This window comes from Sphingobacterium alimentarium, assembly GCF_004342685.1.
GTDB classification, from domain to species: Bacteria; Bacteroidota; Bacteroidia; order Sphingobacteriales; family Sphingobacteriaceae; genus Sphingobacterium; species Sphingobacterium alimentarium.
This window is the reverse complement of record NZ_SMBZ01000043.1, coordinates 16,141-33,644: the sequence shown is the minus strand read 5'-3', so window position 1 is coordinate 33,644 and position 17,504 is coordinate 16,141. Positions and strand designations below refer to the sequence as shown.

The 17,504-nt window shown below is 39.2% G+C and carries 14 protein-coding genes; 7 read left to right on the top strand and 7 right to left on the bottom strand.

Annotated features, from left to right (window positions below):
• Positions 1-310: 310 nt before the first annotated feature.
• Together EDC17_RS13475 and EDC17_RS13470 are read right to left on the bottom strand one after the other, a co-directional pair.
• Positions 311-1,843, bottom strand: a complete 1,533-nt coding sequence (locus tag EDC17_RS13475; protein WP_132778583.1) for a RagB/SusD family nutrient uptake outer membrane protein — start codon at positions 1,841-1,843, stop codon at positions 311-313.
• A 5-nt stretch (positions 1,844-1,848) separates the two neighbouring features.
• Positions 1,849-5,091: a SusC/RagA family TonB-linked outer membrane protein gene (locus tag EDC17_RS13470; RefSeq protein WP_132778582.1), complete on the bottom strand. Its 3,243-nt coding sequence runs from the start codon at positions 5,089-5,091 to the stop codon at positions 1,849-1,851.
• 454 nt (positions 5,092-5,545) lie between these two features.
• Between EDC17_RS13470 and trmD the strand changes: the two genes are divergently transcribed.
• The 6 genes from trmD to dusB all read left to right on the top strand — a co-directional run bounded on the left by trmD (position 5,546) and on the right by dusB (position 10,484).
• Positions 5,546-6,223: a tRNA (guanosine(37)-N1)-methyltransferase TrmD gene (gene trmD, locus EDC17_RS13465; RefSeq protein WP_132778581.1), complete on the top strand. Its 678-nt coding sequence runs from the start codon at positions 5,546-5,548 to the stop codon at positions 6,221-6,223.
• Between the two features lie 249 nt (positions 6,224-6,472).
• Positions 6,473-7,876 carry an anthranilate synthase component I family protein gene (locus tag EDC17_RS13460; protein ID WP_132778580.1) on the top strand — a complete coding sequence of 468 codons (1,404 nt, stop codon included), beginning with the start codon at positions 6,473-6,475 and terminating at the stop codon, positions 7,874-7,876.
• Positions 7,873-8,064 (top strand): hypothetical protein, encoded by a 192-nt coding sequence (locus EDC17_RS13455; RefSeq protein WP_132778579.1) that lies wholly within the window; start codon positions 7,873-7,875, stop codon positions 8,062-8,064. Before EDC17_RS13460 ends, EDC17_RS13455 begins: the two co-directional genes overlap by 4 nt.
• On the top strand, positions 8,054-8,623 hold the full coding sequence (locus tag EDC17_RS13450) for an anthranilate synthase component II (RefSeq protein ID WP_132778578.1): 570 nt from the start codon (positions 8,054-8,056) through the stop codon (positions 8,621-8,623). The genes EDC17_RS13455 and EDC17_RS13450 overlap by 11 nt, the downstream gene beginning before the upstream one ends.
• Positions 8,624-8,628: 5 nt before the next feature.
• A complete protein-coding gene (trpC, locus tag EDC17_RS13445) occupies positions 8,629-9,414 on the top strand; it encodes an indole-3-glycerol phosphate synthase TrpC (protein WP_132778577.1) in 786 nt (261 codons plus the stop codon).
• A 74-nt stretch (positions 9,415-9,488) separates the two neighbouring features.
• Positions 9,489-10,484, top strand: coding sequence for a tRNA dihydrouridine synthase DusB (dusB, locus tag EDC17_RS13440; protein ID WP_132778576.1), 996 nt, complete (start codon positions 9,489-9,491; stop codon positions 10,482-10,484).
• A gap of 115 nt (positions 10,485-10,599) precedes the next feature.
• Here the strand turns inward: dusB and EDC17_RS13435 are convergent, their stop codons facing one another.
• The 4 genes from EDC17_RS13435 to EDC17_RS13420 are packed head-to-tail and all read right to left on the bottom strand — an operon-like array spanning position 10,600 to position 14,039.
• On the bottom strand, positions 10,600-11,031 hold the full coding sequence (locus tag EDC17_RS13435; protein WP_132778575.1) for a hypothetical protein: 432 nt from the start codon (positions 11,029-11,031) through the stop codon (positions 10,600-10,602).
• A 33-nt stretch (positions 11,032-11,064) separates the two neighbouring features.
• Positions 11,065-12,522 carry a lipopolysaccharide biosynthesis protein gene (locus EDC17_RS13430; protein WP_243646156.1) on the bottom strand — a complete coding sequence of 486 codons (1,458 nt, stop codon included), beginning with the start codon at positions 12,520-12,522 and terminating at the stop codon, positions 11,065-11,067.
• Positions 12,523-12,575: 53 nt separating this feature from the next.
• Complete coding sequence (locus EDC17_RS13425; RefSeq protein WP_132778574.1) at positions 12,576-12,857, bottom strand: acylphosphatase; 282 nt, start codon at positions 12,855-12,857, stop codon at positions 12,576-12,578.
• An 18-nt stretch (positions 12,858-12,875) separates the two neighbouring features.
• Positions 12,876-14,039: an amidohydrolase family protein gene (locus tag EDC17_RS13420; RefSeq protein WP_132778573.1), complete on the bottom strand. Its 1,164-nt coding sequence runs from the start codon at positions 14,037-14,039 to the stop codon at positions 12,876-12,878.
• Between the two features lie 302 nt (positions 14,040-14,341).
• Between EDC17_RS13420 and EDC17_RS13415 the strand changes: the two genes are divergently transcribed.
• Positions 14,342-16,798, top strand: coding sequence for a TonB-dependent receptor (locus tag EDC17_RS13415; protein WP_132778572.1), 2,457 nt, complete (start codon positions 14,342-14,344; stop codon positions 16,796-16,798).
• Between the two features lie 68 nt (positions 16,799-16,866).
• Here the strand turns inward: EDC17_RS13415 and EDC17_RS13410 are convergent, their stop codons facing one another.
• Complete coding sequence (locus EDC17_RS13410; RefSeq protein ID WP_132778571.1) at positions 16,867-17,457, bottom strand: hypothetical protein; 591 nt, start codon at positions 17,455-17,457, stop codon at positions 16,867-16,869.
• Between the last annotated feature and the right edge of the window lie 47 nt (positions 17,458-17,504).

Below are 17,504 nucleotides of genomic sequence, written 5' to 3'. Positions count from 1 at the left end.
TCCTCTCATGTGTCTGCTACATTTACCTTGATGCTTCTGTACAGTATAGGACTTTAGTTTGTGTTGCAACCTCATCCAGCAGCTTAGGCCTTATATGTAGTTTCTGTCCGTCAGACCGAGAGTTTGCCTAATGCTTCCTTCAGATTCCACCTCACGGTGGACACCCTTGCCTTCGGCTAACACTTCCAACTGTAATGGCGTGTTCGGGACTTGCACCCTAGAGTTATCGCCCATGCCGGGCGCAGCAAAAAAAAGCCGAAGATAAAATCTTCGGCTTTTAGAATAGCAACCTACAAGGTCACAAAAATAACTATTTATTCAAATTAGGGTTATTGATAACCTCTGCCTGAGGTATCTCAAAAGTCAATTCGCCTGCGTTATATTTGTATGGAGTACCTACGTGGAATAAGTGATTATCACCACGTGTTACAGTTCCTTTATTACGTTTTAATGCTAAATACGATTTACCCTCACCCCATAATTCAATACGAGTTTGCAAATAAATTTCGTTGATCAAATCTTGACCTGAAAGTGTATTTACATAAGCGTAATCAGCCGCATTTTGGTAACGTTGTGCTAATAAAGCTTTCAATGATGCGATAGCTTTAGCATCTTGTCCTAATTGTGCATTTGCTTCAGCATTCAATAGATACATTTCATCTATACGCATATAAAGATAATCAGTAGTAATTGTACGTTGACCACCTACCACTAGATCTGGAGCGAAAAACTTACCTAGAGGTAAATAATCAGCCTCTGCGTAGAATTGTTTCTTTCTAACATCATTAGCAGGGATCAAGTCGTAAAGACCTGCATCGATACCTTTAGGGTCACCTGCCCATGTGTAGCTGTAAGTAAACAAATCCATCTGTCCCCACCATGATACTAGGTCAAGACCTGTGGAAACCTGAATGTCAGCACCCCACATCCAACTTGCTGTTTCAATATTATTAAATCCAGCGTCTGAATTAGAAACTTTATAATTCCAATCCCAATATCCTGTTGCATTAGCAGGCTTCTCGATAGTTAAGTTACCAGCTGCTTGAGAATATGTAGTTAGAGAGAAAGCACCAGAAGAGATAACTTGACCAGTAAGGTCAGCTACTTTCTGCCAATCCGCGTTAGTACCTCTTGCAGCGTAAGCATATGCTAACATACCCTTAGCTACATTTTGGTTGATTTCTCCTTTTGTAGATCTAGAGTAACCTTGCAATAATTCTACCGCTTGCGTCAAATCTGATGTAATTACATCAAAGATCTCCTGTGCAGTAGCTTTAGGTTGGTTAATCTGTGAAGATGATGTCAATAATGGAAGCACTTTTTGTGATCCTGTACCATACAATTCAGGAGAATACAAGTTCATTAAATAGAAGTACGAGTTACCACGTACTGCTTTCGCTTGCGCATAAGCATACTGATCACTTTTGGATTCTGGAACAGCATCATTACCACCCAATTTATCGATAATACTATTTGCAGAATAAATCATTGCATAATAGTATCTCCAAGGCGTATAATTCGGGTTGGTAGTGAAGTTGATAGGAGCAGATAGATTGGCAATAGTTTCATACCATCCGTAATTTACACCTTCTAAAGCAACGTCACCCGACAATAAGTCCATGTATATATCATAGCCTTTTTGACCGAAGTCATCATGGCCAGTAGTACCACCTGTACCCGTTTGGTACATCTGCGCATACAAGCCTCTGATTAGAGATTCCGTACTTGTTTGTTCTGGAGTTAATTTTTCTGTAGGATTTTTTTCCAAAAAATCCTTTTTACAACTACTGAACGAGAATGTTGCAGCAGCTAATGCGATATATAATAATTTACTTTTAGTCATTTTGATTAAAATTTAGCGCGTAAACCAACTGAGAATGTAGATAGTGGTGAATACGTGTATGTGCTAGTATTACCGTTTTCAGATGCTGAAGGGTTGAAACCTTTGCGTGCAGAAGCAATAAATAAGTTATCACCTGATACCCACACATTCAAGTTGCCAAGACCAGCATTCTTAACGAAAGATTGTGTAAATGTATAACCTAGGCGTACATTGTTCAATCCTAAGTAATTAGCTTTAGTTAAGAAACGAGTTGACAATGAAGTCACGTTAGGATCCACACCTGCGTTGTTTGAAATACGAGGCACATCAGTGATATCACCTTCTTTCTGCCATCTGTTGAACATGTCTGTATGCCAGTTGTTAGAACCTACATAACCGTTACCCATCAAACCTGCATATGCATAATCATAAGCATAACCACCTAAACGGTATACAAATTGAGCTGCTAAATCAAAGTTTGCATAGCCTGCTCTCAAATTGAATGCACCTCTTAATTTTGGTAATGATGATTTACCTACATAGTATTGAGTCGCTTGAGCATACGTTTTAGTAGTACCTTCGAATATCTCTTGATCATTTACATTTGCAAATTGAGATAATGAAGTAATTTGCTCTCCGCTATCAAACTGTCCGTTACCATTGTTATCTGTATAGAAAACTTTCCAAGTACTTGCACCATCAAAAGGATCGACGCCAGTATATTCACGCATGTAGTAGTCATAGATAGACTTATCTTGTGCCCACGCATATGGTGATTGAACGTCGATTTCTTTAGGTAGACCTGTAGTAGGATCATTTGGCATTTTAGTGATTTTGTTAGTGAAAGTTTCACCATTTACACTAATGTCAAAGTATCCTTTGTCTGATTTCCAGATGTGACCTGTTACATCAAATTCTAAACCTTGGTTTCTTAAGTTACCTTCGTTCACTTTAACTAAAGCGTATCCTGTAGAAGTACCGAAACGTTTGTTGAAGATCAAATCAGAAGTATTCTTAACATAGTATTCAACTGTTGCTGATACATATTTTCCGATTTCAAAGTCAGCACCCACTTGGAACATTTTTGATGTTTCCCAAGTCAAATCAGGGTTACCTTTAGTTTCGAAAATTGTAGCTGCTTGGTCATTTACGTTTTGTACATCGTACAAATCATAACCTGAGTAATATCCTACGCCTGCTTGATCACCTAATAAACCGTAAGAAGCTTTCAGTTTCAAGTAAGGAATTGTGGAATTGCTGCTGAAGAAATCTTCATTAGAAACAATCCATCCAGCACCTACCGAACCAAATGTACCCCATTTATTATTTAAGAAACGAGATGAACCATCACGACGGATAGTACCTGATAAGTAGTACTTGCGTGATAAATCATAGTTTACTTGTCCGAAGAAACTTTCTAAAGTATAATCGTTAGTATATGATCTCACTGGATCCGATACCGCAACATTGTTAAACTCTAAGATATCGTTGTCTACCAAGTTATATCCAGACATAGTTTGGATATTTTGAGAGAAATCCGTTACCTCATGCGCTACTAATGCTTCTAAGTTGTGACCACCGTCAAATGAAGTTTTGTAACGTAATAAGTTCAATAAGTTTAAGTTTTTCAACTCTGTTGTCTGACGGTAAAGGCTACCACCTTGAGACGCTGCAGATCCGTAGAATTTGTTACCTCTACTTGTATAGACATTGTTATAATACTCCATACCTAGTGAGTTTTCGAAAGTCAAACCTTGCATGATATTGAAATTCAAATAACCACGACCCGATATTTCGTTTCTAATATGACGGTTGATATTGTAAGTAGCATCCGAAATCGCATTTGTCAATGATCCAAAACGACGGCCGTTGCTATCTCCGTAATCATATTGGTAACCACCGAAGATATTATCAGGGATTTTATCGCCATTAGCATCGCGTTTGAACAATGGATAAATTGATGGCATATTATCCACAAACCAGAAGATAGAACCTGAATCTGAAGATTGACCATTGTTATTACGTTGCGTACGTGCATAGTTCAAGTTTACACCAGCATTTAACCAAGGCGTAACTTTTTGGTTCAAATTCATACGACCTGAGAAACGCTCGAAGTCAGAATTTACAGAGTATCCATTATCACTCAAGTAACCGAATGAAGTGAAGTAATCCGATTTTTCAGATGAACCACCAAATTTCACGTTTGCATCCAAACGGTTAGAATTTTGGAATGCGTGATCCTCCCAATTTTCAGGAGTCCATTTTCTGTTGATACCCGATTTAAAAGTACGCGTAGTAGGATCTATCATTTGTGATACATCCGAAGTTTCCCAAATATTGTTAGCAGGTCTCAAACCGATACCATTCGATCTGAACAACATTTGATTAGCATAATTAATATATTGAGCTTCTGTAGTATAAGCTGGAGCACCATTCGAAGTTAACAAACGTGCATAGTTATATAAACCTTCCCAACCTAATGCTACATATTCTTCTGGAGTGCTTACCACATCGTAACGAGGCAATAATGACATATTCACACCATAGTTAACATCAGCCTCTATAAAAGACTCTTTACCACGACCTGTTTTAGTAGTCACGATAATTACACCGTTAGCTCCACGTGAACCGTAGATAGCTGTCGCAGCCGCATCTTTCAATACAGTCACACTAGCAATATCAGCATTATTAATAGATGTCAAGTTACCAGAAAATGGAACACCATCCACTACATATAAAGGATCTCTATTACCATTTACTGATCCGTAACCACGAACGCGAATTGTAGCCGCAGTACCTGGTTGACCTGATGCAGTCGTAACTTGTAGACCTGCAACCTCACCTGTAAGTGCTTGCGAAATATTAGAAACATTTTTCTTTTCAATATTTGCAGCATCAATTCTTTTTGCTGATCCTGTAAATGCTTCTTTAGTTGTGCTACCATAACCTACTACAACTACTTCTTCTAGCTCTGTATCTTCACTCGCTAATACGATCGTAAGAACAGAAGAATTACCAACAAGAATGCGTTGTGCTGTATATCCAATAGATGAAGCTTCGATCGTAGCGCCTGGATTGACAGTCAAGGTAAAACTACCAGACGCGTCAGTCTGCGTAGCCTTGGTAGTACCAACTACCGCAATAGAAACACCACTGATTGGCGTCCCATCAGCAGATGTTACCTTACCACTCACTTGACGTTCTTGTGCATACGATACACTTGCAATGCAAGCAACCGCAAACATAGTACTGAGTAACTTTTGTTTCATGTGTTTATTAATTGTTTTAAAAAATATTTTTAAATGCTTAAAACAATTGCATACACAACATTACTAGGGAATAGAAAAATACTATCATCCGTTAATGAAGCCGCATGTAATTGATGGCTTTTCATTAATATAGACGATTATAAATGGTAGTATATCGTTTGGTTATTTAACAAAAATTAACAAACGAATCGCAAATGTATGATATAGAAGTTGCTATTACAAGTTTTTTAATAAAAAATGTAATTAGATATGAGATATAAACAAAATCCCGATTACAGATATAAAATATGCAAGAAACAATCCACTAAGTAAAGATTCGACTCAGGGCGCTAGCTGCAGAATTTTATTTCGTCCAACACGAAATTAACAAAACATTAACATTTGCTCACGGATTTGGTAGTACCTTTTTGTCCCAAAAAAATAAATAGAATACAATCTTTCCTATCTTTGTAACATGAGATTTGACATCATCACCGTTTTGCCCTCGTTATTAGAAAGTCCCTTTGCGCACTCTATTCTACAGCGCGCACAAAAAAAAGGGATTGCTGAGATTCATGTTCACAATTTGAGAGAATACGCTGTCAACAAGCACAAATCCGTCGATGACTATCCGTATGGTGGTGGGTCTGGGATGGTCATGCAAATCGAACCCTTTGCACAATGTATTGAAAAATTGCAAAGCGAAAGAACGTATGATGAAATCATCTATATGACTCCTGATGGGGTGACTCTCAATCAAGAAATGGCTAACGACCTGTCGACCAAAGAAAACATTATTATTCTTTGTGGGCACTACAAGGGAATTGACCAGCGCATACGCGATGTGTTCGTGACACGCGAAATTTCAATTGGCGACTATGTGCTTTCAGGTGGAGAACTTCCTGCGGCGATTGTCGTAGATGCAGTGGTTCGTCTAATACCCGGCGTATTATCGGATGAGACCTCGGCACTTTCGGACTCTTTCCAAGACGGCCTATTGGATGCACCAATATATACGAGACCTGCAGAGTGGCGGGGCCACCGCGTACCTGATGTACTATTAAGTGGCAATGAAGCCAAAATCAACGAATGGCGTGATGAGGAGCAACTCAAACGCACAAAAGATCGCAGACCAGACTTATTAAAAGATTAATATATCTTTGTATTTATTATTTTTTTAATAAAAAATATTTGATTAATTAAAACTTATTATAATATTTGTACTTACATGAATACGAATAATACATATCAATTGTGGTGGTGGCCTGAAGCAACAAGCATCGGGTAGCAATCCTTATTGGTAATAATTATAACATTTTTATTAAATCAACCAAAACCATTAAGCCCGATGTCAAGTACATCGGGCTTTTTATTATATTCAAAACTTAATTATAAAAGGAAAATGAAATATTCTTTTAAGACTATTTATAAAAAAATTCTGGCTGACACCACTACACCTGTGAGCATTTACCTCCGCCTACGGGACTCTTTCCCCAATAGTCTACTATTGGAAAGTTCGGAATATCACAGTAGAGATAATAATATCAGTTATATTTGTTGTCAGCCTATAAGCGGAATCGTACTCAATGACGACGAATTGTCCATCACATACCCCAACAAAACCAAAGTTGTAAAATCCGCTCAGGATATCAATCTCAGAGAAGAAATATCCTTATTCAGACAATCATTTGAGACCAATCACTTGCCTGAAGTCAATGTCATCTCCAATGGTTTATTCGGATATTTCACATTTGATGCGGTAGAACATTTTGAAGACATCAAACTTACAGTTGCCCCGAATGAGGCGCGCAAGATACCGGCAATGCAATATCATGTATATAAGTATGTGATCGCTATTGACCACTTTCGCAACCAACTGTTTATATTCGAACATCTATTGGATGATGAGGCATCCGATTTAGAACGGTTGGAATATATTATTCAGAACAAAAACTTCCCGGAGTATAGCTTCCAAACAAGAGGCGACGAAAGCTCCAACTTGACGGATAATCAATTTATGCAGCTCGTGGAGAAGATGAAAACCCACATTCAGCGTGGCGATGTCTTTCAGATTGTGCCTTCACGGGGTTTTGCAACACCATTTGCAGGTGATGAGTTTAATGTATACCGGGCACTCCGCTCCATCAACCCTTCGCCGTATTTATTCTACTTTGACTATGGCGATTTTAAATTATTTGGTTCTTCGCCCGAGGCGCAGATCACTATCAAAAAAGGCGAAGCTACGATCTATCCTATTGCTGGAACATTCAAACGTACTGGCGACATGGAAGAAGATGAAAAAATTGCCGAGACACTGAAGAATGATCCAAAAGAGTCCTCCGAACATGTCATGTTGGTGGATTTGGCCCGAAATGACCTTAGCAGACATTGCCATCAGGTCGAGGTTAAGTCTTACAAAGAAGCGCAGTATTATTCGCACGTCATCCATCTTGTCTCAAAGGTGTCGGGCAAACTCAATGAAAACACCAATCCATTCGATATTGTGGGGGATACATATCCTGCCGGAACATTATCTGGCGCACCCAAACACATGGCTATCACTCTCATTGACCGATACGAAGGCATGCAGCGATCGTTTTATTCGGGCGCATTAGGATATATGGGATTTAATGGAGATTTTAACCATGCTATTATTATTCGCTCGTTTTTAAGTAAGAAGAACGTCTTGCATTATCAAGCCGGTGCCGGTATAGTCTTAGATTCAGACCCCGAAAAAGAATTACAGGAAGTAAATAACAAAATCGCAGCGCTTAGAAGAGCGCTCGAATTAGCACAGACAATATGATACGCCCATTGATGTATTGTGAAAACGCAGAACAGGTGGAGTCTAGCATTCACACGATAAAGACTAGAATACAAGAATTAGTAGAACTTGAAAATTCATATACAGAAAAATTAAAAGAACTCAAGAGCAGATATATGCCCGAACAAGGTTCTTTCGGAAATCAAGATTATGGCATCCATGAAAAATAAAATATTAGTTATAGATAATTACGACTCGTTCACCTACAATTTGGTGCATCTGCTACAAGAGCTAAATGAATCCTACGAAGTCGTGAGAAATGACAAATTTGACCTCGACTATGTGGATCAATTTGATAAAATATTGCTTTCGCCAGGTCCGGGCATTCCGAATGAAGCGGGATTATTGATGGATGTGATTCGAAAATATGCGCCAACAAAAAGCATTTTGGGTGTATGTCTAGGTCAGCAGGCTATAGCCGAAGTCTTCGGAGGTACACTTTTCAATTTACCCAAACCCCTTCACGGAGTGGCTTCGTCCATCATCGTGACCGATGAAAGTGAAAAACTATTTCAGGATTTCCCTAGAGACTCTAAAATAGGTCGCTATCATTCGTGGGCTGTAGATCCGTCGACACTTCCGGACGTATTGAAAGTCACGGCGGTAGATGAAAACAACATCATCATGGCGCTTGCACATAAAGAATATGACGTACGAGGTATGCAGTTTCATCCTGAATCCGTGCTCACAGACAACGGTAAGACACTTATAGCTAATTGGTTAAAATAAGAAAAATGACTATCCTAGATAAAATTGTAGCACGCAAAAAAGAAGAAGTCGCAGCTGCGCAAGCAACTGTATCTTTGGAAGAACTGAAACAATATCCACTTTTCGGTAGAGAATGTTATTCGCTTCGCGAATCTATCTTCCATAACCAACGTACGGGAATAATCGCCGAATTCAAACGGGCTTCGCCTTCCAAAGGCCTTATCAATGGTACCGCAACGGTAGAAGAAGTTGTACAAGGCTATCAAGCCGCTGGAGCTTCAGCCATATCCGTATTGACAGACAATGATTTCTTCCAGGGCACACTCGAAGATTTGACAAAGGCCCGGGAAGTCCTTACTATTCCCTTACTCCGCAAGGAATTTATTGTCGATAAATACCAGATTGCTGAAGCTAAAGCCTATGGAGCTGACATTATTTTGTTGATAGCAGCCTGTCTATCCACGCATGAGGTAGAAGAATTTTCATTGTACGCCAAATCCTTAGGGCTCAATGTGCTCTTGGAAGTACATAACGAAGAAGAATTGCTCAACAACATATTCCCTTCGATAGATGCTATCGGGGTAAACAATCGCAATCTCAAATATTTCAGTGTATCGCTAGCCCATTCGTACGATCTGGTGAATAAAATCCCTAATTCCTTTATAAAAGTGTCCGAAAGTGGAATATCCGATCCGGAAACGATTAAAGATCTAAAAAGCCGAGGCTTCGACAGCTTTTTGATAGGCGAAAATTTCATGAAAACGGGAGATCCAGCACAAGCCATTTATGATTTTGTGCAGCAGATAAAATAGCCTATTTTCGTCAAAGTATATTCACAAAAAGAGGGAATTTTCCATTAAAGTATTTATTTACTTATTTTTGCAGCATGTCGGTGAAAATAGGTGAAAATATTGACCTTGGGGAATTCCCTTTATTATTAGCTCCCATGGAAGATGTGAGCGACCCTCCATTTCGTTACGTATGTAAACAGAATGGGGTGGATTTGATGTATACAGAGTTTATTTCCTCAGAAGGATTAATCCGTGACGCGGCCAAATCCCTTCAAAAGCTTGATATTTTCGAATACGAGAGGCCTATAGGTATTCAGATTTTCGGTGGCGATATCGAAAGTATGCGCCAATCTGCGGAGATTTGTACAAAAGCCAATCCCGATTTAATTGACATCAACTATGGTTGTCCGGTCAAAAAAGTGGTCTGTAAAGGTGCCGGCTCCTCCCTCTTGCAAGATATTGACAAAATGGTCGCTATGACCAAGGCAGTCGTCGAGGCCACACACCTACCTGTGACGGTTAAGACACGCCTAGGCTGGGACGATAATACCAAAAATGTATATGAAGTAGCCGAACGTCTCCAAGATGTGGGCATCAAAGCATTATCCATCCATGGTCGTACACGCGCGCAGCTGTACAAGGGTCAGGCAGACTGGTCAATGATTCGTGACATCAAAAGGAATCCACGTATCAAGATTCCAATATTCGGCAATGGCGATGTGGACTCTGTAGAAAAAGCAGCTGCATGGCGTCAAGAATATGAGGTGGACGGAATTATGATCGGCCGCGCTGCCATAGGTTATCCGTGGATATTCCGTGAGATCAAACATTTTTTCAATACGGGAGAACGCCTAGAAGGACCTACTATTGCCGAACGCGTAGATGTGTGCAAGACTCACCTCACCAAATCTATCGAATGGAAAGGCGACAAAACAGGAATTTTTGAAATGCGTAGGCATTATGCCAATTATTTTAAAGGCATTCCCAATTTTAAAGATTACCGTGTAAAATTAGTCGGTCTGTCTAATGAGCAAGACATCCTCGAAGTATTAGAGGATATAAAATATAATTTTTCAGAAGTAGCCGTTTAGAATTAACGGCTATTTCTGTATTTGTTAGAATGCAAAACTACACCAATCATACCTTTTCCGGTAACTTGGTCCTCGTTACTGAATTTGCCGATAAACTGTTTTCCAATTCCAAGATTCAGTTCAAATACAAACTTTTCTTTGCTACCCATTTACCACCTAGCCCAAAACCTAAGCCTGCCGAAGTATTTTTGGAAGAACTCGTGGTTTGCGAACCATTGCTCCACTCTTTATTTTCGACGACTGCAAAAGGAACAAATCCTTCAATATAAAAACCTGACGCATACTTAGCACCAAAATAAGCACGGTAATAAGGGGAAATTTGCACAAAATCGTCCAAATCGCTTCCAATACCGAAAATAGCATTGGCACCCACACCTGAATCTTCACTCAGAATACGTTCATAATTAGCGTTGACCGCTAGGCCTCCAATCAACCAGAATGGATCAATAAGAATATCACTTTTTCGAAAATTTGGCACTTCTTCCGATTGACCAAAAGAGTTGTTAACACTAAATAGTATTAACAAAAAGACAAATAGATTTCTCATAACTTAGTTTTATAAGCCTAAGTTAGAATAATTTTACAATTTTGCGACAATCGTTTTAATGATTTTTCTTTCAGAATAAATTAAGACTAGCATAAGCACTACAAATAAAGCGTTGTTGAGCCAAATATTACTTTCAAAAAGATAATACATGATCAAGGTCGCCACTGCACCAACTAGTAAATAGCTCACACATTTTAGCGTATTGTAAGGGATAGGATAATTTTTCTGACCTAAGTAATAGGAAATACCGACCATGAATAAGTACGTAATTGTGGTAGACACTGCAGCACCGAAATACGAAAAGGAAGGTATCAAACTCAAATTTAAAATCACGGTAATAATCGCACCGATACCCGAGATATAAAGACCATATCGTGTCTGATCCGACAACCTATACCACACGGATAGATTCATATAGATTCCGAGCAAAACATTATTGAGCAATAATATTGGAACGATATATAATCCTGACCAATATACGTCTTGCTGCAATTCACCTCCTTTGATAAAATATTTTATCCAGTCTAAATTCGCACACAATCCGACCATCACAACCACCATCGCCATGACAAAATATTCCATTATCTTGGCATAGACTTGCCGTGCATTCTCATTTTTCGCATAGGAAAAGAAAAAAGGTTCTGCCCCCAATCGGAATGCTGTCACAAAAAGATTTAGGAAAATAGCCAATTTGGCCACTGCGCCATATATACCCAAATCTGTCTCTCCCTGCGCTGTAGGAATCAATTTTGGGAACATCATCTTGTCCAGATGTTCATTGATGATGAACGAGATGTTGGCTATCAATATCGGAAAACTATAGCTCAACATACTTTTGAGAAGAGCGGCATCCACTCGGAAGGAGAATTTAGCTATTTGAGGTATTAGAAGGATTAAGGTAACTACACTGGCGATGAGATTGGAAATAAATACATTGCCCAACCATCCTTCTCGGTACCACCCTGAAGCTAACGACTGCCAGAAAGAAGAATTTTCCATCAACGTCGGAAGCCAGTACAATAAGAATAAATTACAAAATACGAGAATAAAGATATTAATAAGCTTTATTGCGCCGTAGCGTATGGGCCTTCCCTCTGCACGCAGACGTGCAAAAGGCACCACAGCCAAAGCATCCGCACCTAATATTACCGCAAAAAACTTAACAAAAGTGATGTATTCTTCCTTCGCCAAATCCACAGACTGAATCCAGGAGGCTATAGGATCCGAAAAAATAAACATGCTGGCCACAAAAAGCACTGTCGCGAACAGCGTAATGATGAAGCTATTGTTGAATACCTTTTCTTTATCCTTCGGCTCTACCTTCTGCAGATAACGAAAATATGTCGTCTCCATACCAAATGCCAGGAACGCATTGATAAGGGCAGCATAGGAATACAAATAAGTGAATACGCCATATAAGGAGGCTTCAAATTTTTTAACAAAGAAGGGTGTCAAAAGAAAATTTAAGACACGCGCTACAATTGTCGTCATACCGTAGATCACGGTATCGCTCAGAAATTTCTTAATGGCAGACACAATCAGAATTATTTAAGACGTTTGAGAACCTCAAAATTTTTGAAACCTTTCATATTGGGCGATTCTTCTACCTCCACCTGTTTGACTTCCGCTCTATCCGGTCCCTCATTACAAAATTCCAATAAAGAATCCAGTGCAAACTTATCTCCTTCAGCTTCAATGTATACTGCCCCATCCTTTTGATTAAGAACGAACCCTTTGATTCCTAGCTGATCCGCTACCGCTTTGGTAGTTGCTCTGAAATAAACGCCTTGAACTTTACCTGTTACTTTGATATTTATATGTTTCATCAAAGCAAAAGTAATCAATTAAATAATTCTTTGTAAAGTAACTTGATCCGTCATCTTTAAATTGGTAATATTTTTAAGCAGTACCAATCCGGGTTGCTTACCAACTTCTAAAGATCCAATATGTTTTTCCATGCCTAATGCTTTTGCGCCGTTGATAGTCGCCCATTGAAGGGTTTCCAACAAACTCAGGTCACGGTAGGCGCGATGTATGGTTTTCAATTCGTCTAATATGCTCAACGTATTATTGGACGCTAAACTATCAGTTCCCAGTGCAATATTATATTTGTGATCAGCAAACAACTGAACTTTTGGTAATATGTTTTCGATATATAGATTAGCATTTGGACACAAGCATAAGGTGACTTTGCGGCCCATACGCGTTATAAAATCCAAATCCTTAATCGACATATAGGTATTATGTACCAGCACAGTACGATTTGCTGATGGCAAAAAGTTAAGGTACGATTGAATAGAGTTACGCGCCTGCGCTTTGAAATCTTCAATGTTTATCCCAATCATTTCATAGAAACGCAGAAAATCTCCAGTTCGGTAACGGAACAATTTATTTTCCTCTTCACTTTCTTGATTGTGAATAGAAATAATATTGCTATCGCTTATTGATTTTTTGTACGCTTTGAAAAGTGCTTTGGAGCAAGAATAAGGCGCATGTGGGGTGATGGAAGCATGATTAGGATCAAAATAAAATTCGATGTCGCGGGCTTCATCAATTTTGCTCATTACTTCCTCATCACGAAGTCCAATAATCTCAACAAAGGTATGGTACTTAATTTTGCTCTGCGATTTTACCAGAGCGGATGCTGCCGTATTTGCATGATCTCCCACTGCTTGAATTCCGTTCTCAAACATCATCTTATCCGCCTCTTCCATTGCCTGCTCGATTTTTTCGGAATCATTCCCTCTCTTCCCGATAACCTGAGTGATAAAATCTACTAAGCCGGTTCGTCGAGGAATTTCGCCCAACATATGTGAAAGCTCGAGATGACAGTGTGTATTTACAAATCCCGGAATTAAAACTCCACATAATGTTTGAACATTCTCCATCCCCTCTTTAACCCCTTTGTAAATCCCTACAACTACCCCATCTTCGAAAGCAATCACTCCATTACGTATAGGCTCGGATGTAATCGGAATAATATAATCAGCCGAAAAGTATTGTATCATTATATTAGTGTGTGATTTAAGCAAAAATAGAATAAATCTATCTTTTGAAGATACAATTTTTCATGGAAATTCCCATTAAATTTTTATAAATTCAATATAATAGCTATTTTTGAAACATCGAATAGGGGTGCCTTGTTAGTTAACACGAATACAGGCTGAGATTATACCCGGTTTAATTTTAAAAAAAAAGAATTAAACACACCTGATCTGGATAATGCCAGCGGAGGGAATGGGCGGTTAAATTATACGTTACTGTAACCCCTTGCAGTAATAACGTTTAACTTATTTTACATTTTTTACTTATGATTAAGCATGTTATTGCTTTGTGGGCTTTGAGCCTTGTTGCGTTTGTATGTATTGCGCAACAAAAAACAACTATTAAGGTGGTCAATGAGCGGTCCTCGCCTATTTCTAATGCCACTGTCACGGTGAACAATTCCTCCAAAAAGACAAATGAAAGCGGGGAAGCAGATTTCACCTTGCAAAACAATTCAACTGTACATGTGAATGTGAGCCATGTAGGTTACAGCGATTACAAAACCACTTTGGCGGCAGGTAGCCCCTCCTTGACGGTGCAGATGAAGCTAAAAGTGATTCAATCGGAGGAAGTATTTGTGTATGCGACGCGGGCGAAAGAAAATGCAGCCACCACATTTAAGAATATTAGCAAAGAAGAAATAAAAAAAAATAACTTAGGACAGGATATTCCCTATTTGCTAGACCAGACTCCGGGAATCATCATTGGATCCGACGCAGGAGCAGGTATCGGCTATACCAATATGACCATTCGCGGTTCGGACAATCAGCGGATTAACGTCACTATCAACGGTATTCCGTTGAATGATGCAGAAAGTCAGGGCTCATTCTTCATCAATCTACCCGACTTTGCCTCCAGTACGGAGAGTATCCAGGTTCAACGCGGGATCGGTACCTCGACCAACGGAGCGGGAGCATTTGGTGCATCATTGAATTTACAGACAGATGCTTTGGAAACAAAGCCTTATGCTGAACTCAACAATTCTTTTGGGTCTTATAATTCTTGGAAGAATACTGTTAAGGCTGGTACAGGGCTTATTAACAATAAATTTGCATTCAACACAAGACTATCTCGCATTAGTTCCAATGGCTATATAGAAAGAGCTACTTCAAACCTCCAATCGCTTTATGTCGATGGCGGACTATACACCGACAAGCATATTTTGAAAGCGACTGTCTTCACGGGTAAAGAAAAAACATACCAAGCATGGTATGGCACAGCAGAGCCCTTACTAAAAGGTGACCGTGCGGATTTGGAGCGATATGCTAATAATAATTTTGGTTTGTATTCTGGCCCAGAATATGAGCGCCTGATGAATGCCGATAGACGTTACAATTATTACACTTACGACAACCAAACGGACAATTACAAGCAGACACATTCGCATTTACACTATACATACACTGCGAATAACGCTTGGAACCTGAATGCTGCACTTCATTATACAAGAGGTGCTGGTTATTATGAAGAATTCCGGGAGAATGACAAACTATCGCGATACGGCATTCCTAACCTTGTACAGGGAGGTGAAACAATAGATAGATCCGATCTAGTACGTAGAAGATGGTTGGATAATCATTTTTACGGCACCACATTCTCCGCAAACTACAAGCCGTCTACTTTATGGAATTTTACGCTAGGAGGTGCTTACAATGAATACATAGGTGATCATTATGGTGAAGTCATCCAAGTCGATGTTTATCCCAATACATCCTTCGATGACAAATACTATTTCAATGATGCGACGAAGAAGGATTTTAACACGTATTTCAAAGCGGATTATAGATTGGACAATTGGTTGGTGAATCTGGATGTGCAATACCGTAATGTGAATTACAGATCCCAAGGAGATGACGACAAAGTCAAAGATTTTGGATTCAAGGATAATTTACATTTTATCAATCCTAAATTGGGTGTCACTTATTTCGTATCACCCAATGCAAACCTATACGCTTCATACGCTTACGCGAGCAAAGAGCCAGTACGTAAGGATTACGTCGAAAATCCGCGTAGTGAATTTCCTAAACCCGAGCGCATGCAAAATGTAGAAGCGGGTTATAGATACCGCAATGAATCCTTTAATATAGGGACCAACTTCTATGCGATGCTGTACAAGGACCAATTGGTTCCTACCGGTCAACTCAACGATACAGGTGCAGAACTGCGCATGAATATACCCGACAGCTACCGCATCGGTTGGGAATTCGACGCCAGTTGGGCGATACACCCTAAGTTTATCTGGTCTGCTACCGCAGCACTGAGCGACAATAAAATCAGAAATTTTGTGGAGTATGTATCAGTATTGGACGACAATTGGGAATTTGTGCGTGAGGAACAGTTTCACTACAAGAGCACACAAATTGCTAAAGCAGCCAATACAATTTTATCCAACAATTTCACATATCTGCCTACAGACAATTGGTCGATATCTTTAGTCAGCAAGTATGTTTCAAGAGTGTATTTGGACAATAGCTCAGCCAAAGAACGCTCGATAGACCCTTTTACTTACACGAATCTGCGTAGCAACTATTCGTTTGCGGCATTCGGGCTGAAAAACATGGATGTAATGGCCTCTGTAAATAATATTTTTAATGCGAAATACGAAACTTCTGGTTATACATGGGGACAGATATTTGAATCACAAGGTACACGTGACTTTTACAACTTCTACTACCCACAAGCGGGCACCAACTTTATGCTGGGCTTGAATTTAAGATTTTAAAAACATTATTATATCTACCTAAGGCGGTTATCAGATTTTGATACCGCCTTTTTTTGTGCTGGCTTATGCTACTCCATCTTCTTATACGTTTTCATGGAAATAATGTCGTATTCCTCTTTTATCAAATCAATGAATTTATCTTTTGCAATACCTTCCTTGGAGTCAAAATCTATTTTCAAAAAAGAACTCGTCGAATAATACTCGTTCTTTCCATATAAAGTATCTAGGACCGCTTGCAATTGATATTGTTGCGCATCTAGTCGCTTCAGCTTCCCATCTTGACTATCAATCGTGATTGGTTTTGCGAGATCAGAATCAAAGAAGGGCTTCTCTTCGATGATTAATGAATATGCATCGGTCTTGTCAATATAAGGTTTTTCAAATAAGCTTTCTGCTGATGTAAACAACACGACAAATATAAAGATCCAGCTAAAATGGAACAGACAGCCCCACCAGAAATTCAAGCGCACACGCAAATACGACATCACAAATCCCCAATCAATTGAGAAATAATGTTTTATAAAATAATAATATTTCCCAAAAGTTAAATAAAACTTAATAGCATTTCTTTGCGTTAGTGCATTCTTCAAAGTTACTTCGAGGTAGCGCAGCCACTCTTCATTGTTGTAACTAATTCTCCCCTGTGGCTTGTGAAACATTCTTCCGTTATCAGCACACACTAAAATTTTGCCATTTTTTTATACTT